The organism is Nocardia cyriacigeorgica, assembly GCF_005863245.1.
Lineage (GTDB): Bacteria > Actinomycetota > Actinomycetes > Mycobacteriales > Mycobacteriaceae > Nocardia > Nocardia cyriacigeorgica_C.
In genome coordinates, this window is the sequence record NZ_VBUT01000011.1 from 63695 (window position 1) to 81331 (window position 17637).

Genomic DNA, 17637 nt, shown 5'->3' on the forward strand with positions numbered 1-17637 from the left:
GCGACCGCGGCCTGCGACGTGGATTCGCAGGTGGGCATCGGCGGAAGTGATGGCGATGGCGCCGTCGCGGTCGGTGCGGGCGATGGTGGTTCCCAGGGATTGCAGGTCGGACAGGATGCCGGGATGCGGGTGGCCGAAGGTGTTGTCTGCGCCTGCGCTGATGATGGCCAGGCGCGGGTGGACGGCACGGAGGAATTCGGGTGTGGTGGTACGGGAACCGTGATGCGGGACCTTGAGGACGTCGGCGCGGATCGGCGCGCCGGAGACCAGCAGGGACCGCTGAGTTGCGGCTTCGATATCGCCGGTGAACAGGATGCGGCCCGCTGCCGTGTGTGCGGCGAGCACGATCGAGCGGTCGTTGGCGGTATCGAGATCCAGCGGAGCCCTGCGCGGTGAGCGCGGCGCCGCCGGGGCGAGTACGTCGAGCACGAGGTCGCCGACGGTCAGCCGGCAGCCTGCGGTGAGCTCCAGCACCGGGATGCCCGCGCGGTGCAGAGTCTGCGCTGCCTCAGCGGGGCCTGCGTCGGCGCGATCGTGGTGGTCTTCGTGTCCCTTGCCCGGGGCGCCGTCGTCACGATCATGAACACCGTCGTCCCGCGCGCCACGGCCCTCGTCGGCCCCACCGAACATGCTCTGCCCCACCACGCCCGCACCGGTGGGCCTTCGAACATCCTCCGGGCGCTCGACTGCGGCGGCGCCGGACGTGGGACCGCATCGGGTGGGCGTCGGCTGGTGTCGACCGCCGGGAACCTGGCTTGCCCGGACCGATGCGGGATCGCCGCGGTACATGGGCAATTCGCCGGGGCCGACCACGACCGCATCTACTTCGCGACCTTTCAATGCTCCATCGAGGCCCGCGATGTGGTCGGCGTGCGGGTGACTGAGGATCAGCAGCGGTATGCGGGTGATATCGAGACGGTCCAGACAGCTTCGGATCGTGCGGGGATCCGGGCCGACGTCGATGACGACGGCGCTTCCGGGGCCTGCGGCCAGGACCAGGCCGTCACCCTGCCCGACATCGCAGGCGGCGAGGATCCAGCCGTCGGGAGGCCAGCCGGGAAACCACAGCCGCACCGGGATCAGCACTGCGGCAGCGCTGATCAGCACCGCCGCCGCGAGACGGCGCACGAGGGCAGATCGCAGCAGCCAGATCGCCGCTGCGACAACCGCACAGGCGATCAAACCGCCACTCGAACCGCCCGGCACTGTCACCGTCGCACCGGGAATCGCGGCGAAATACTCGGCCACCGACAACAACCACCACATCGGCGGCGCCGCGCAGCGCAACGCGAGCTCGGCCAACGGCATCCATGCCGATGCGAGCACCGCACCGGCCGCCCCGATCACCGTAATCGGGGCGATGACCGGCGCGACAAGAACATTCGCCACGACAGCGACCAGGCTGATCTTTCCCGTCAGCGCCACCACTATCGGCGTGGTCACGACGAACGCCGCCGCCGAGACCGCGAGTATCTCGGCGGGCAATCGCCACATGCCCTTGGCCCGCAACCAATCCGTCCAACTGGGTGCCAGCAGGATCAACGCGCCCGTCGCCAGCACCGAGAGGGCGAAGCCCGCCGACATCGCCAACTCCGGCCACAGCGCGAGCAGCCCGATCACGGCGGCACACAGGGCGGGCAGGGCTTGCCGTCGCCGGCCGGTCAGCAGCGCCAGCAATGTCACCGCACCCATGGCCGCCGCCCGCAGGACACTCGGATCCGGCCTGGCGATGACGACGAACATCACCAGCGCTCCTGCCGCGACCCCGGCGGTCATCCGTGGACCGAGCGTGAGCAGCCGGGTGAGAAACAGCACGACAGTCAACAGAATCGTGAAGTTCGCCCCGCTGACCACTGTCAAGTGGGTGAGCCCGGCTGTTTCGAAGTCTCGTCGAACATCATCGGACAACGCCGAGGTGTCACCCACGACGAGTGCGGGCAGCGACCCGGCGGCGCCGGCCGGTAGCGCCGCGCCCGACGCGGCGACCAGGTCCGCGCGTACCGAACCCGCGAGCCGCTGCCACCACGGCAGTGGCCCTGCGGTAGCCGGGTCACCGAGGGCGTGCAAGGTCGCCACAGTCAGATCGCGAAAGCGCGGCGCAGACACCCGGGCACGGAACTCGACGGGCTGCCCGGGAGGCAGCTTCGCCCACGACGAGCCGGTCGCCAGAATGACGACCGCTCCCCCGCTCCGCACGATGGTCGAACCGCGCTGGTACTCCCGCAGGCTCGCCCGCACCAGCCACGTCCGCTCACCACCGAATGTCGCACCGCGCACGGGTTTCGGATCATCGTCCGGCGACACCATCACCCGTACCGACATCCCCGCCGAGACCGCCCGCAGCGGATGGGTCTGCACCCGATGCTCCCGCCAGGCCGCCGCCACCGCGAAGCCGGCGCCGAGCACGACCGCGCCCAACGCGACCACCGCGACGGCCCGCCACCGCTCCCGTCGATGCGCCACCGCCCACATCAACCCCACCCACAACCCGATAGCCGCCACTGTCGCCCCCACCGCGACCATCACCCCGACTCGCCAGCCGACCCCGAGTATCAGCACCGTCACCGCCCAGCAGCACACCGCGGCAGGCAGCAGCCGCCCATCGAGCCGGACATCCACAGAACCGTCGTCATCGGCGTTGCGCTCGCCGTGCTCGACAACCGCTGCCCTCCGATCCCCCCGAGCCTGCGCATGCCCCTCCGCCACCCCGACCCCCTCCCGGCTACCGGTCACAGCCGGCCCCCACCCACGCGCTCGCCCCACGGCCGAACTCCCCTGCGCACCGCCATCCACCGCCCGAACTGTCATTCAGCGCGCGTGTGGTTCGATCGTTTCCCCCGAATCCGACCGGTCCGGGTGCGGCAGGTGGCCGTGCAGAGAGACCGCCGGTAGCAGATCGGCCGAGCCTGGTTGCGTAATAGCCAGGCGTTGACTTCCGCGGTTCCGAACCACCCCTGCCGACTCGGAAATTCCCGTGCGCGCGGCGGGCGGATATCGAACTTCTGCGGCTACTGCTCATGCTCGCACCGCTCTGTTCTAGTGCCCGAGTATCGGTGAATCGGGCAGGCACCCGGGCCACCCCGGTCCCTGCCCGGCACTGCCGACTCATATCGTCACCAGCTCGCGCAGCCGGGCGAGGCGGGCCGGGCCGATGCCGTCGACGTCACCGAGTTGCTCGACATCAGTGAATCGGCCGTTGGTGGTGCGCCAGGCGATGATGGCGCGGGCGGTGACGGGACCGATGCCCGGGAGGGCGTCCAGGTCGGATTCGGTGGCGGAGTTGAGATTCACGCGGGTGCCCGGCTCCGCGGCACCTGCGGTCGGTCCCGGTGCGCTCGAACTCACCGCGCCCGGCGAGCGGCCGGATGAGCCGATGGTGGTGCTGCCGAGTCTGGGTACGCCGGGTTCGCCGCCTGCCGTGCCGACGATCACCTGGTCGCCGTCGGACAGGCGCTGGGCGAGGTTGATTCCGGCCAGGTCGGCGCCGTCGCGGGCCCCGCCCGCGGCCGCCACCGCATCGGCGACCCTGGATCCGGGCGGCAGGCGCACCAGGCCGGTTTTGTGTACCAGACCGACCACGCTCACCACCAGCTCCGCGGTGGCACCGTCGGGTGTGGGCACAGCTCCACTGAGCGCGGCGGCCGGCCCGGCCTCGGCCGACGGCGCGCGTGGCGCGGGCGCTGCGGTGTACACGGCGGCCACCGGCGGAACCTGTTCTGCGACGGGACGTTCCCACAGCACGACACCGACCGCGACCAAGGCAGCGACCAGGCCGACCCCGGCCATCGTCACCACGCCGCGCCGTCCGGGGTCCATCCGCGCCTGGCGAAAGCGCGCCGGCACCAGCCGGTCTCGCCACCGGGTACCTACCCGGCCCGGCTCGTCCAACCAGCCGGGGGCGCCGACCTCACCGACATCTCCGGGCTCGTCGGGACCTCGTGGTGGGTCATCGGGCGGCAGGTCGTTCAGGTTCCAGTGCCCGGGGTCGACGGTCGCGGACGAATCCGGAAAACCCCCTGCGGTTTCCGGATCTCGACCGGCCTCCGGTCGTCGCCGCTCGGACACCTCGTCGGCATCCGCCGGCGGTCGGATCGGCCATGGTGTGTCCCGCCCGGGATTCCCCTCCGCCCCCGGCCGGGAAGCCGCGGCCGATCGCGCGACTATCCCCGATCTCATCGATGTGGCCGACCCCGCGACTGCCCTCGCCGCGCCGACCCGTGCGGTCAGCACGCCGAGTCGTTCCCGGATCCGCTCGCGCTCCTCGTGTCGTGACATGGCGGCAACGCTATGGCTGAACGCAAGCCCGCGGTCGGCGCCGACCAGGTATTTCGCCAAGCCTGTGGATAACTGGGGGCCTGTGGACAACTCGCTCGGACACGCCGATGCGGCGGTCCGGTGCCGGCCTCAGCCCGGTTATCGGATGCGACTATTCGACGGTGTCAGCACCCACCGGGCAAGACCAGCACACCCACCGCACCGACGCCGAGATGGACGGCCAGCGCCGGCCCGAACTCGGCGGTGATGATTTCGTCCACGCCCGGGACCCGCTCCCGCAACTGGGCAGCGAGGCTGTCCGCGGCATCTGGCGCACCCAAGTGCTGCACCGCCACCGCCGCACCGTCCTGGCCCGCGGCGTCCACCGCGGCGGCGACCAGCTTCGCGTAGGCCTTGGAGCGAGTGCGGACCTTCTCCCGGAGTTCCAGCCGGCCACCGACGATCTGCAACAGCGGCTTGGTGACGAGCTCACTGCCGAAAAACGATGCGGCGGAACTGAGCCGGCCGCCCCGGCGCAACTGCTCGGTGCGGTTGACCAGAATGAAGGTCCTGGCCCGGGCCGCCGCCGCGACGGCAGCCTCGTACACCGCGTCCAGCCCCGCGCCGGCGCACGCGCGCCGGGCAGCCGCCAACACCGGCAGCCCGGTCGCCAATCCGGCTCCCAGCGAATCGACCAGGCGCACCCGGTCGGCCGCATCCATATCGCGCACGGCCTGTCTGCCCGCTTCCCAGGTGCCCGAGAGTTGACGCGACAGATGCACCGCCACCACGCCGTCACCCTCGCTGCGATCGAGTGCCGACTCGTAGACTTCGCGCAGCTCCCCCGGCGACGGCGCCGAGGTGGTCACGGTGTCGCTGGTGTAGTCGATGTCGAGGTCGTCGACGCCCTCACGGACTGCCCGGTCGCCGACCAGGACATGCAGCGGCACAACACCGATGCCCAGTTCGCCGACGAGCTCGGCGGGCAGGCTCGCCGACGAATCGGTGACGACCACGACGGACACGGACTACCGAACCTCCTGCAAGGTCTTCACCATGGCGTTCGCGACGGCGGTGTGCCCGTCCCAGCCCCAGTGAATGCCGTCGGGGTTGGCGGCGTCGGAGAAGATGTTCTCGCGCACCGCTTCTCCGAGGTCGACCAGAGGCACCGAGGTCCGCTCCGACCAGGCGCGCAATGCTCGCACGGCGCGCTCACGACCGCGATGGACGCGTCCGTAGGCCGCGCAGTTGTGCACCGAGGGCAGCACCGCGACCACCGGCAGGTCCGGGCGCAGCTGCGCCAGCGCCTCCCGCGATTGCTCGAGGTAGCTGACGCTGACCTTCGGCGGAAGCGCCACGGGCCTGCCGAGTTTCGACAGTTTCGGCTGCAACCACTGATAGGTCGCGCGCACCCCGCGCCGCACGGCCGGCGGACGCACGTAGCGGATCAACTCACGCAACGCGGTCGGCAGCGGCGAGGGCAGACTGTCCATACCGCCGACGGCGAACACCACCGCGCCCGCGCGCGGCACCGCTGCCCATACCCGCGGATCACCGATCAGCGCCCAGTAGCCGTCGCGGCAGGTCCAGCCGATCCGGGCGACCAGCTCCACATCCCAATCCAGTTCCGCGCCGACCAGATTCGGCCAGATACGGGGATGGTCGGCGGGCAGCCCGCCCTCGGGGCCGAAGTAGGCGAGCGAGTCCGCGATCACCAGCAGGACCGGACGCTGCTGCGGAGCCGACGGCACCGCTTCCTGCGACGCGGCCGCGACCGGCGTGTCTGCGGAGACGTCCGGCTCGGTGACCGCGAGATCACCACCGCTCACGGGTTCGGCTCCGGTCACGACCGAGTCCGCAGACCTGTCGAGCTCACCCGATTCGACGGAGACGCTCCGATCGGATTCCGGGACAACCGAACTCGCCGCGAACCTCGCCGACTCGTCGGCACGCGGACCGACTCGTCCCGCATCCTCGGACGATTCGGACGGCTCAGCCGACCGGCTTTCCGGCTCGGACGAAGATTCCGGCGGCACAGCCTGGGACTCGACCGACTCGGCCGCGGATCCGACCGTCTCAGCCGACGAGGCAACAGAATCGGCGGCAGATCCGACCGGCCCAGCCGAAGTCTCGCCCGACTCGACCGAAGAACGAACCGGCCCAGCCGACGATTCGACGGCCTCATCAGAAGTGGCGTCCGCGGTCGCAACCGGCTCCGGATCACCTTCCGGAGCCACCGATTTCACACCGCCATCCGCATCCGGAGGTTCGGTGGGCGGTTCGGGCACGACGTCCTCGGCCGCGCCGGACCGGTCGCCGGCCGGAACGGTTTCCGGCGTGCGCGCTGCCGGCGGGGTCGGTGGCGGCCCGAACAGGGCATCCGGGAGGGCACGTTCCGGTCGGGCGGACACCTTCCGGAACAGTTCGTCCGGCACCTGCCGGAGGGGCTCTTCAGAGGACATCGGGAGCTACCTTCGCCGCTGCGTTCCACACATCGAGGCGCCAGCCGGGCTGGTCGATGCTCGGGCCGTGGCTGGTCAACTGCACCCAGCTGGTGTTGGCCAGACCACCGAGGGCGGGCCAGCTGCGGGGTGGCAGGTCGAGCAGCGCGGCCGTGAGGGCGGCGATCAGCCCGCCGTGCGCCACCAGGATGATAGTCCCGCCGGGCCAATCCTGCCGTTCGGCGAACAGTTCCTGTACCACCGGAAGCGCTCGCGCGCCGACCTCGAGTTTGCTCTCGCCGTTGGGCGGGGTGAAGCTCGCGTCCAGCCGCCATGCCACCCGGGCACCGGGGTAACCCGCGTCGACCTCGATATGGGTGAGCCCTTCCCAGTCTCCGAGGTTGGTTTCGCGCAGGCGCGGATCGCGGACCACTTCGATCCCGGTGTGGTCGGCCAGCGCCACCGCGGTCTCGTAGGCCCGCTTGAGATCGGAGGAGATGATGGCGATCGCGTTGTGGGTCACCAGCTCTCGTGCCGCCTCCTTGGCCTGACGGCGGCCGAGCTCGGTGAGGTCGGTGTCGATCTGGCCCTGCATCCGGTCGATGGCATTCCATTCGGTCTGCCCGTGGCGCAACAGGATCAGCTTGCGCACATGACTGTACTTCGAGGTCACTCGCCGTCCTCGGAAGTCGCCGCTTCGGTGGCCGCCGGGCCGGCGAGGCCGTCGACCGGTACCACCGGGCAGTCCTTCCACAAGCGTTCCAGCGCATAGAAGTTGCGCTCGTCGTTGTGCTGGATGTGCACCACCACGTCGACGTAGTCCAGCAGCGCCCACCGGCCCTCGCGAGTGCCTTCGCGACGGACCGGCTTGTGCCCGGCGGCGCGCAGTTTCTCCTCGACATTGTCGACGATCGCGTTGACCTGACGTTCGTTCGGCGCGGACGCGATCACAAAGCAGTCGGTGATCACCAACTGCTCGGATACATCCAGCACAACCACATCGGAAGCCAGCTTCTCATCGGCTGCCCGTGCGGCGACCTGCGCCATCTCCACCGCTTCGACAGAGGCCGTCATGCCCGCACCTCGCTGCGCTCGCTCACGCTCAGCTACCTTCCGCTCCTGCCGGCACATACAGGTGCCGCTTCGATATGTACTGCACGACACCGTCGGGCACGAGGTACCAGACCGGCCGGTTCTCCGCGGCGCGGCGACGGCATTCGCTCGACGAGATCGCCAGCGCCGGGATCTCGATCATGGTCACCGCATCGGCCGGGAGGTCACGCAGGTGTTCCTCCAGATGATCGGTGTGCAGTTCGTAACCCGGACGGCTCACCCCGACGAACCTCGCCAGTTCGAACAGTTCCGCCCAATCCTGCCACGTGAGGATATTGGCCAGCGCGTCCGCTCCGGTGATGAAGTACAGCTCGGCGTCCGGATGCTGGGCACGCAGGTCGCGCAGGGTGTCGACGGTGTAGGTGACCCCGCCCCGGTCGATGTCGGCCCGGCTGACCGAGAACCGCGGGTTGGACGCCGTCGCGATGACGGTCATCAGGTAGCGGTCCTCGGCCGGGCTGACCTGTTTGCCCGCCTTCTGCCACGGCTGCCCGGTGGGCACGAAGACGACTTCGTCGAGGTCGAAGCGGTTGGCGACCTCGCTGGCGGCGACCAGGTGGCCGTGGTGGATGGGATCGAATGTTCCGCCCATCACCCCGAGCTTGCGTCGAGGCCGGCCTGTCGTGTGCATGAGTGCCGAGCTTAACGGGTGGGTGTCGCCACACCGTGGGCGTGATGGCGGCTATCGGTCGTCGCCGTCCTCGCCGGTGATCTCCGCACGCATCTGCGTCCGCTGCTCGCGGGCGGTCTCCAGCTCGGCGGACAGCTCGGCGGCCAGCTCCGGCGAGGGCTCCCGGTCGAGCTCGGCGCTCAGTTCCGCGATCAGAGCGTCGATGGTGGCCAGCCATGCCGGTGACTCGGAGTCGGCGTCGGTGTCCCAGGTCTGCATCCAGGCGACGCGGCGCAGGCATTCGGCGCGCGCGCCGATGCGGCCGAGCCCGTCCCACAGCTGCGCGGCCCGCAAGAAGGCCGCCCGCGCCTCGGCGCTGCGGCCTGCTCGCGACAGGGCCTCGGCCGCCGCCTGGGCGAGTTCGGCGCGGAGCCGGTCGTGGCCGGGCACGTGCTCGATCAGCTTCGCGGCCGATACGTATTGTCGTGCGGCGTCGCCCGGCCTGCCCAGCGCCGACAGCGAGGCCCCGTACTGCGCACCGATGACGGCGAGCTCCGTGGCCGGGTACCCGAGGTCGGGATCGCCGACGACCTGCTCGAACAACGCGGCCGCCGGACCGTGCTGGCCCGCGCGGTGGAAGGCGCGGGCCGCGACACAGCTGTGGTGCGCGGCGTCGGCCTCCGACAATCCCGACCAGCGCGCGGCCGCGTACAGGGCGGCGTCGGCCAGGTCGGCTTCGCGGCCCGGCTGCCCGGCCAGGGCCGAGACGAGCAGCGAGTTCAGCCGGGCCAGATCCTCGCGGGTCAGGACGCCGGCGGCGAGTGCCAAGGCGCGCCGGAGCTGGGTTTCGGCGGCGGCCGGGTCGGTGTGCAGGCGCGCGGTGGCCGCTTCGATCAGCCTGGTCGCCTCGGCCGCTCGGTCGACCGCGGCATTATCGGCCGGTTCGGCGCTCGCCGAGGCCGACGCCCGGGGCGCGCTCGCAGCATCACCGACCGCCGTGCCGGTCCCTGGAACGAGCGGGGTACCAGCTGCCGAGCCTGTGGCGGTGACTCCCGTGCTTGTGACAGCAGCTCCCGATTCTGATGCGGTAACTCCCGAGCCAGTGTCGGCGGATACCGAGGCCGAGGCGGGCGCTCCCGCTGGCACAGTGGTGGACCCCGAGGTCGTGGCCGGCGCACCCGACGCCTCCGCGGTAGATCCCGAGGCCGTCGCGGACGTACCCGACGGCACAGTGGTGGACCTCGAGCTCGTCGCGGACGCACCTGATGCAGTCGCGGTGCCTACCGAGCCCGGCCCGGGAGCTACCGAGCCCGCCGCGCCGGCTACCGGCAGCGCCACCAGGGAGCGCGTGCGCAGACCCAGTGGCAGCAGCTCGACCAGCGGCTGCCTGGTCAACCTTTCGGTGACGCGCTTGCGGTACTCGTCGCTACCGTTCCTGCTGTCATAGCGGCACACCACCTCCTCGATCTCGGCTTCGAGCAGAGCCAGCACCGACGACACCGTCCCGCCGCCCACCGGCAGCTCCGCCATGTCCAGCGCGGCCAACCGCCGCAGCAGCACGCTCACACCGGTGATGAACGACAGCCGGCTGCCGATATCGGCCGCCTGTTCGGTGATCCAGCCGCTGTGTTCGGCCAGGATCTCCAGCCCGCGCGCCTCGTTGCCGGTCAGCGCGCAGAACTCGATGTGCTCCCCCACCGACGCGCGCAGCTCGATATTGTGCCGGACCAGCGGATATCCGGTCAGATGCGCGCTGCGGGCCGCGGCGGTGCGGCCGGTCAGCAGCATCGGGACCAGTGCTTTGGCCAGCGTCCGGTGTGGTTCCTCGGCGCAGCTGCGTTCGCCGTCGATCACCGGGCGCCACTGTTCGAGCGCCGCCTCGTCGTCCCCCGCGGCCGCGCTGATCACGCCCCAGCCGTTGCGTTCACAGGCATCGCAGTCGGCCATCTGATCGCGCGGCTTGGCCAGTGCGGCGTCACGCAGCGCGATAGCACTGTCGTGGTCACCGATCGCGCTGGCCAGATCGGCGCGCAGGCTCAGCACCGGCCGGGCGCTGTACCCGCGCTGACGGTAGCGGTTGTCCATCTCGTCGAGCCAGCGATGCACGGTCGGCAACGGGACGGCCGGGTTGCCGATCAGATCCCACGTCATCCATTTCAGCTGCCAGTGCACCGAGTAGCTCAGATGGCCGAGCTCGGCCGGATGCGCGTCGTAGATGCTCAGCAGCCGGCCGTAGGCCATCGGTGAGAGGTCGCGTTCGCCGGCGTACATGTAGGAGCGGGCCAGTTCGAGCAGCACGCTGCCCTCGAGCGCGCGGTCGGTGCCGGAGCGGGCAGTGGCGGCCAGCGTTTCCAGCCGCTGGGTGCGGGCGCGCCCGTGTGGCAAGGACCGGCAGCGGCGCAGTTCACTGTCGATATCGAGGCTTTCCATCTCAGTTCTCCCCCTCGTCGCCGCTGGCGGCACGTTCGGTCGCCCAGCTCAGGAACTCCCCGAACGCGCGATTGAGCAAGGCGGTATCAGCGGGCCGCAGCGGCCGGTGGGTCATCAGCAGCGCCTGCCCGTACAGCGATTCCACAGCGGTCTTCAGGAAGGCCGGGTCACCGATGCGGGCCAGTCGGCGCACCACCGGGCTATGGAAGTTGAGCACCAGCTGTGCCCGTGGCGTCGCGGATTCGAGCGCACCGAGGATGTCGGACCACAGATCGCCGGCCTCGGCGACGGTGTCGGCCCTGGCGCGTTCGTTGCGGGCGCCGCGGCTGTCGATATAGAGCGCGGGCACCGACACCGGATGGAAGGCCCGTAGCAGCACATCGCAGGCCAGCGGATCGAGTGTGCTGCGCGCGATCGCCAGGACCGGTGCCAGGGCCAGCTCCTCGGCCGGGTCCACCGCATCGAGCGCGGCGGTCACGGCGGCGCCGTCGAGTTCGACCACCTCCACGCCGGGCATGATCTGCGGCAGCAGCGCGACCAGTTCGGCGTCATAGGTGTAGCCGCCGTTGACGATGCCGATGCCCTGCGCCGAGGCCGTCTGCGCGACCTGGCGGAACTCCTCCACCGTCGCGCTGACCCGCACCACCGGATGCTTGCGCACGAACTCGGTCAGCGGGATGCGGCCTTCGGTGGTCTCGAACAGCAGATGCGGCACCATGATCCGCAGCAGCTCGGTCGAATGCCTGGCCATCGCCTTCACGCCGAGCGCGTGCACCGACAGGAACGCGGCCAGCCGTTCGGGCTGCTCGGCCGCGATCTCGGTGAGCCATTCGCGCACCCGGTCGCCGAGCGCCTCGCGGACGATGGCCAGCCGCTCGTCCTCGTACAGTCCCTCGCGTGAGGCGGTGGGCCGCAGCGAATCGGTGTCGATGACGCAGCGGACGAAGAACGCCCAATCGGGCAGCACACCGCGCACGGCGTCGCCGAGCAGCATGCCCTTCAAATACACGCGGTGCGCACTGGATTCGGCCGGATTGCCCGGCTGCGACAGCACATACGCGACACCGCTGACGCCGGCCAGTTCGGCGTCGAGGTCGATCACGTCCAGCGGCGCGAAGCCGAGCACTCGTTCGCCGTAATCGAACAGCGCGGCACGGCGCAGCGCGGGCGAGTCGAAGCGGCGCCGCCAGACCGGTGGTGGATCGGTCACCCGGACCACGCTGTCGGCGGTCTCGACGCTCACCTCGTAGGGCAGCAGCGATCCATAATCGGTGACCAGCTCCAGGACGCGTTCGGCGGTGAACCAGCTCTGCGCACCCGGCCGCGGCGTCAGTTCGACCGTGGTGCCCGGATCGGGGTACTCCCCCGGCTCGAGTGCGCGCAGCGAATACGTGCCGTCCGCCTCGGCGATCCATTCCACCGGCGGCGCGTCGGGGTCAGCGGCCGACCGGGTCCGCACCCGGATGGACTCGGCGACGGTGAAGCAGGCGAGCAGACCGATGCCGAACTGGCCGAGGAATTCGCGCCGGGCGCCTTCGATGTCGTCACGTTTGGAGGAGCGGCCGATGGTGGCGAGGAAGCGGTGCACGTCGGCCTCGGTGAGTCCGATACCGGGATCGGTGATGCGCAGCCCGTGCCCGTCCAGGTGCAGCCGGATGGCGGTCGGCGCGGTGGGGTCGAGCGCGGTGCGGGCGGTGACGGCGTCGACGGCGTTCTGCAACAGCTCCCTGAGGTAGACCCGCGGACTCGAGTACAGGTGGTGCGACAGCAGATCCACGATGCCGCGCAGATCGACCTGGAACTGATAATTGTTGTCCGCTGGAGCTGTGTTGACCATTCGCGCATTGTCGCGGCAACACCATAAGGTTCGCTTAACAAGCGCTGATCGTCACACCGGAAGCAGCCGCGACACCACCGCCGTCAGCTGCGCCGCCGAGCGGCACTCGTGCATCTCGATCACCTGCTGGTATTTGTCGGCAGCCGAATCCCCTGATCCCCATTGGGTTCTCGGTTCCGGGTTGAGCCAGTGCGCGTGCTTGGCCACCTGCACCAGCTCGCGCAAGGTCTCCAGGTCGGGGTCACGGTAGTTGGTGCGCGCGTCACCGAGTATCAGCAGCGAACTGCGGCTGGTGACGGCGTCGGGCCACTTCGCGGCAAACCCGGACAGCGCGCTGCCGTAATCGGAATGCCCGTCGAAGCCGGCCACCTCGGCCTCGGTGAACACCCGCTTCATCGCCTCGTCCAATTGGGTTCGCGCGTCGAAGAAGCGGGTGACCTCATCGGTCTGATCGACGAACGCGAAGATCCGTACCCGCGAGAACTGCTCCCGCAGCGCACTGACCAGCAGCAAGGTGAAATTGCTGAATCCGGCGACCGATCCCGAGACATCGCACAGCAGCACCAGTTCCGGCCTGCCCGGCCGCGGTTTGCGGCTGACCAGATCGATCGGCACCCCGCCGGTGGACATGGATTTGCGTAGCGTGCGCCGCAGATCGATCTCACCGCGCCGGGAATGCCTGCGCCGCACCGCCAATCGTGAAGCGAGAATCCGGGCCAGCCGCTGGCTGCTGCGACGCAGCTCGGCCAGCTCCGATTCCGAGGCGCGCAGGAAGTCGACCTCCTCGGCCTGCCGGGAGACGCCGTAACTGGCCACCCGTTCGCGCCCGATCCGCTCGGCGACCCGCCTGCGGGTTTCGGCGTCGACCGTGGCGCGGAAGGCGTCGATCCGCTGACGGGCGGCGCGGCGCGCGACCTCGGACTCGAAGGCACTCGCATTCGGGCTCGCCAGGCCCGCCAGGATCTTGGCCAGCAGCGTCTGCGGCTGCACCTCTTTGAGCGCCTGATACGTCGAAAACGACGGGCCGCGCGCGGACTGATACTGCCCCAGTTCCTCGACCATCTGCCCGGCCAGCGACTCCAGCTGGGCGGCCGAGCCTTCTTCGGTCAGCAGGTCCGCGAGCAGCTCACGCAGTGCCGCGATATCGACGGCGCCCGACGGCGTGCGCGGAATCTCCACATCGTCGACCGAATCGGTGCGGGCGCCGATCGCAACCGGGAACCATAGATCGAACAGGCCGTCGTAGGTGCCGCGGTGGGTGGTGCGCCGCAACAAGGCACAGGCCAGACCTTCACGCACCGCTTCCCGGTCCAGCAGGTCGAGCACGGTCAGCACCCGGCCGGCGTCCACCGTCTCCGACGGGCCGACCGGAACCCCGCGCGCCCGCAACGCCTCCACGAAATCGACGAGATGACCCGCGAACCCATGCGGCGCACGGAAATCCGGCGCTTGCGCGGGACCCGAACGCGCGGACATCGGCTCAGGCCAGTTTCAGCTCGGCCAGCGCCCGCTCGTGGTCGCTGCGATGCTTGAGCACCACGCCGAGGGTGGCGCGCACGGTCGTATCGTCGAGATCCTGCATGCCGAGAGCCAGCAGGGTGCGGCCCCAGTCGATGGATTCGGCCACCGACGGCAGCTTCTTCAACGGCATACCGCGCAACACATGCACGATCCGCACCAGCTGCGCCGCGACCGCCTCCGGCAGCTCCGGTACCCGGCTGGCCAGAATGCGGCGTTCCAGGTCGGCGTCCGGGAAGTCCAGGTGCAGGTAGAGGCAGCGGCGCTTGAGCGCCTCCGACAGTTCCCTGGTGGCGTTGGAGGTGAGCACCACGAACGGCTTGTGCTGGGCGGTGATGGTGCCCAGCTCCGGCACCGTGACCGCGAAATCGCTGAGCACCTCGAGCAGCAGGCCCTCGATCTCGACGTCGGCCTTATCGGTCTCGTCGATGAGCAGCACCGTCGGTTCGGTGCGCCGGATCGCGGTCAGCAGCGGCCGCGCCAGCAGGAACTCCTCGGTGAAGACGTCGGCCTTGGTCTCTTCCCAGTCGTTCTCGCTGGAGGCCTGGATGCGCAGGATCTGCTTGGCGTGGTTCCACTCGTAGAGGGCACGGGCCTCGTCGACGCCCTCGTAGCACTGCAACCGCACCAGCTCGGCGCCCGCGGTCTGCGCGACCGCGCGCGAGAGCTCGGTCTTGCCGACACCGGCCGGGCCCTCGATCAGCAGCGGCTTACCCAGCCGATCGGCCAGGAACACCGAGGTGGCGGTGGCCTTGTCGGCCAGATAACCGGTCTCGGCGAGCCGATCGATCACCTCGTCGACCGAGGCGAAGATCGGCTCCTGAACCGCGACCTGATCCGAATTCGAGCGATCCACCACCACGCGTCCCTTTCCTGCGACTTACCAGCCCCACGCTACGGGACGGCGGAACCGCGCTCCGGCTCAGACCGGGCGGACCTGCCCCTCGCCCCACACGATCCACTTGGTGGAGGTCAGTTCCGGCAGCGCCATCGGGCCGCGGGCGTGCAGCTTCTGAGTGGAGATACCGATCTCCGCGCCGAAGCCGAACTGCTCGCCGTCGGTGAAGGCAGTGGAAGCGTTCACCATGACCGCCGCGGCGTCGACCCGGCTGGTGAACTCGCGGGCGGCGGCCAGCTCCGAGGTGACGATGGCCTCGGTGTGGCCGGTACCCCAGGTGTTGATGTGCTCGACCGCGGCGTCCAGGCCGTCGACCACCTTCAACGCGATGTCGAGGGTCAGGTACTCCTCGCCCCAGTCGGCGTCGGTGGCGGGCACCTGGCCGGGCAGATCACCGTGGATGGTGACGCCGTTGTCCTCGAGCGCCTTGGTGAGCCGCGGTACGGCCGTCTCGGCGATGGCGGCGTCGATGAGCACCGTCTCGGCGGCATTGCAGACACTCGGCCTGCGGGTCTTGGCGTTGATCAGGATCTGTTCGGCCATGTCCAGGTCGGCGCCCGCGTGCACGTAGACGTGGCAGTTGCCGGTGCCGGTCTCGATGGTCGGCACCTTCGCGTCACGCACGACCGCGTTGATCAGACCGGCGCCACCGCGCGGGATCACGACGTCGACCAGACCGCGGGCCTGGATCAGATGGGTGACGCTGGAACGGTCCTCGCTGGGCAGCAGCTGCACGGCGTCGGCCGGGATGCCCTGCGCGACAAGCGATTCCCGCAGCACCTCGACCAGCGCGGCATTGGACCGCGCCGCCGACGACGAGCCACGAAGCAACGCCGCGTTACCGGACTTCAGGGCCAGGCCGAACGCGTCGACGGTGACATTCGGCCGGGCCTCGTACACCATGCCGACCACGCCGAGCGGTACCCGCACCTGGCGGATCTCGAGCCCGTTGGGCAGGGTCGAACCGCGCACCACCACACCCACCGGGTCCGGCAGGCCCGCCACCTGACGCAGTCCGGAGGCGATGCCGTCGATGCGGGGCTTCGTCAGCCGCAGCCGGTCGAGCAGCGATTCCTCGGTGCCCGTGGCCTGCGCGGTCGCGATGTCCTCGGCATTGGCGGCCAGCACCCGGTCGGCGGCGGCGAGCAGCGCGTCGGCGGCGGCGTGCAGCGCCTCGTTCTTCTGGGCGGTGGTCAACTGGGCGAGCGCACGTGCGGCGACCCGTGCCTTGCGCGCGGCGTCGTGCACGGCCTCGCGGGTATCGAGCTCGGCTGTCGTTCCTACCGTCATGGGTTACAGACTACGCACCCGCTACGACACCGAATCACTGTGCTTCGGGCCGCGCAGGCACTGGTCCGCCTCGGTCACGGCGTGCCTGTCGGTGGTGTCCCGTAGCTTGCCGGAGACGGTTCGACCTCGACACAGAGCGGAGCAAGGGTGGCAGCCTCTCGCAACAGCAACGTCCCCGTGGTGCCGAGCGCGCCCCGTTCGCGGCCACGCCGCCCGGCCGAATCACCGCGCGACGATTTCGACGACGACACCACCATCGCCGAGATCGAATACTCCGGCGCCGACCTCACCCGCGCCGAAACCCACGCCCTCGGTCTGGAGGGCTGCCGGTTCGACAACTGCCGGTTCGGCGGAGTCATGCGCGGAGTCACCATCTACGAGTCCGAGCTGTCGGTCTGCGACATGGCCAACCTGCTGGCCGACGAATGCTCGATGGCCGAATGCGCGATCAGCACCAGCAGGCTCACCGGAATGTCGTGGACCGCGGGCAGCTGGCGCGACGTCCTGCTCGAAGGCACCAGGGCCGACCTGACCTCGTTCCGGTACTCCAAACTGCGCACCGTCGTCTTCCGCGACTGCGATCTGCGCCAAGCCGATTTCGAAGGCGTCGAATTCCGCAACGTCGTCTTCGAACACTGCAACCTCACCGGCGCCCGCTTCACCGGCACCGCACCCCGCCACAACCTCCGCTTCACCGACTGCACCCTCACCGACATCGACGGCGTAGCCGGCCTACGCGGGGCGACCGTCGACGGCGGCGACCTCCTCGGCCTCGCCGCAAGCCTGGCGCGGGAGGCGGGAATCATCGTGCGCTGGTGAGCGGCTCAGCCGCTGCGCCCGGCGGAATCCGCGCGTTCGACCGCCCGCACCAGGTCGTCGCCGTGCTCGGTGATCCATTCGGCCAACGCCGACAGCGGACCCGCCACGAAGCTCGCGCCCACCGGGGTGAGGCCGTAGTCCACGCGCGGCGGCGCCTGCCGGTAGGCACGCCGCTGGACCAAGCCGATATCCATCAGCCGATTGAATGTCTCGGTGAGCATCTTGTCGCTGACGCCGCCGATGGCCAGGCGCAACTCCCGTCGCCGCAGCGGGCCTGCCCGCAGCGCGGCCAGAACCAGCGGGTCCCACGCATGGGTGAACAGCTCGGTCGCCGCCCGGAGCCTGCAATCGACGATCCGCTCGTAATGCTCGGCCATCGCCCCAGTATGACCGGCTGATTCGCACCGAATGGTGCGTGCCGGAACTC

General features: G+C 70.0%; 13 protein-coding genes and 1 pseudogene. 1 reads left to right on the forward strand and 13 read right to left on the reverse strand.

Annotated features, from left to right (window positions below; genetic code table 11):
- Nucleotides 1–675 precede the first annotated feature (675 nt).
- The 12 genes and pseudogenes from FEK34_RS30990 to FEK34_RS24725 all read right to left on the reverse strand — a co-directional run.
- Nucleotides 676–2808, reverse strand: a pseudogene (locus tag FEK34_RS30990) (ComEC/Rec2 family competence protein); the annotation flags it as partial.
- Nucleotides 2809–3105: 297 nt separating this feature from the next.
- Entirely contained in the window at nt 3106–3969 is an 864-nt protein-coding gene (locus FEK34_RS24675) for a ComEA family DNA-binding protein (RefSeq protein ID WP_432760987.1), read from the reverse strand.
- 470 nt (nt 3970–4439) lie between these two features.
- Complete coding sequence (locus FEK34_RS24680; RefSeq protein WP_138451517.1) at nt 4440–5279, reverse strand: DegV family protein; 840 nt, start codon at nt 5277–5279, stop codon at nt 4440–4442.
- A 3-nt stretch (nt 5280–5282) separates the two neighbouring features.
- Nucleotides 5283–6005: a diglucosylglycerate octanoyltransferase gene (gene octT / locus FEK34_RS24685; protein ID WP_138451826.1), complete on the reverse strand. Its 723-nt coding sequence runs from the start codon at nt 6003–6005 to the stop codon at nt 5283–5285.
- A gap of 700 nt (nt 6006–6705) precedes the next feature.
- Nucleotides 6706–7368 carry a histidine phosphatase family protein gene (locus FEK34_RS24690; protein ID WP_138451519.1) on the reverse strand — a complete coding sequence of 221 codons (663 nt, stop codon included), beginning with the start codon at nt 7366–7368 and terminating at the stop codon, nt 6706–6708.
- The gene (gene rsfS / locus FEK34_RS24695; RefSeq protein ID WP_036534670.1) at nt 7365–7769 is read right to left on the reverse strand and encodes a ribosome silencing factor; all 405 of its coding nucleotides are present in this window, start codon (nt 7767–7769) and stop codon (nt 7365–7367) included. The genes FEK34_RS24690 and rsfS overlap by 4 nt, the downstream gene beginning before the upstream one ends.
- A gap of 28 nt (nt 7770–7797) precedes the next feature.
- Nucleotides 7798–8439 (reverse strand): nicotinate-nucleotide adenylyltransferase, encoded by a 642-nt coding sequence (gene nadD, locus FEK34_RS24700; protein ID WP_081597211.1) that lies wholly within the window; start codon nt 8437–8439, stop codon nt 7798–7800.
- A 51-nt stretch (nt 8440–8490) separates the two neighbouring features.
- On the reverse strand, nt 8491–10848 hold the full coding sequence (locus tag FEK34_RS24705; protein WP_212748821.1) for a hypothetical protein: 2358 nt from the start codon (nt 10846–10848) through the stop codon (nt 8491–8493).
- Nucleotide 10849: 1 nt separating this feature from the next.
- A complete protein-coding gene (locus tag FEK34_RS24710; RefSeq protein WP_138451521.1) occupies nt 10850–12685 on the reverse strand; it encodes an HSP90 family protein in 1836 nt (611 codons plus the stop codon).
- 51 nt (nt 12686–12736) lie between these two features.
- Complete coding sequence (locus FEK34_RS24715) at nt 12737–14161, reverse strand: vWA domain-containing protein (protein ID WP_138451523.1); 1425 nt, start codon at nt 14159–14161, stop codon at nt 12737–12739.
- 4 nt (nt 14162–14165) lie between these two features.
- Complete coding sequence (locus FEK34_RS24720) at nt 14166–15062, reverse strand: AAA family ATPase (protein WP_171048397.1); 897 nt, start codon at nt 15060–15062, stop codon at nt 14166–14168.
- A 63-nt stretch (nt 15063–15125) separates the two neighbouring features.
- Nucleotides 15126–16391: a glutamate-5-semialdehyde dehydrogenase gene (locus tag FEK34_RS24725; RefSeq protein WP_138451525.1), complete on the reverse strand. Its 1266-nt coding sequence runs from the start codon at nt 16389–16391 to the stop codon at nt 15126–15128.
- A 147-nt stretch (nt 16392–16538) separates the two neighbouring features.
- Here FEK34_RS24725 and FEK34_RS24730 point away from each other — a divergent pair, with 147 nt between their 5' ends.
- Nucleotides 16539–17210: a pentapeptide repeat-containing protein gene (locus tag FEK34_RS24730; protein WP_249359576.1), complete on the forward strand. Its 672-nt coding sequence runs from the start codon at nt 16539–16541 to the stop codon at nt 17208–17210.
- 5 nt (nt 17211–17215) lie between these two features.
- Here FEK34_RS24730 and FEK34_RS24735 read toward each other — a convergent pair whose 3' ends face one another.
- Complete coding sequence (locus FEK34_RS24735) at nt 17216–17587, reverse strand: winged helix-turn-helix transcriptional regulator (RefSeq protein WP_138451527.1); 372 nt, start codon at nt 17585–17587, stop codon at nt 17216–17218.
- Nucleotides 17588–17637 lie beyond the last annotated feature (50 nt).

Bases quoted from the DNA above. Each gene is read 5' to 3' on its own strand.
- rsfS (WP_036534670.1), bottom strand. From the start codon at position 7,769: ATGACGGCCTCTGTCGAAGCGGTGGAGATGGCGCAGGTCGCCGCACGG.
- nadD (WP_081597211.1), bottom strand. From the start codon at position 8,439: ATGCACACGACAGGCCGGCCTCGACGCAAGCTCGGGGTGATGGGCGGA.
- FEK34_RS24705 (WP_212748821.1), bottom strand. From the start codon at position 10,848: ATGGAAAGCCTCGATATCGACAGTGAACTGCGCCGCTGCCGGTCCTTG.
- FEK34_RS24710 (WP_138451521.1), bottom strand. From the start codon at position 12,685: ATGGTCAACACAGCTCCAGCGGACAACAATTATCAGTTCCAGGTCGAT.
- FEK34_RS24715 (WP_138451523.1), bottom strand. From the start codon at position 14,161: ATGTCCGCGCGTTCGGGTCCCGCGCAAGCGCCGGATTTCCGTGCGCCG.
- FEK34_RS24725 (WP_138451525.1), bottom strand. From the start codon at position 16,391: ATGACGGTAGGAACGACAGCCGAGCTCGATACCCGCGAGGCCGTGCAC.
- FEK34_RS24735 (WP_138451527.1), bottom strand. From the start codon at position 17,587: ATGGCCGAGCATTACGAGCGGATCGTCGATTGCAGGCTCCGGGCGGCG.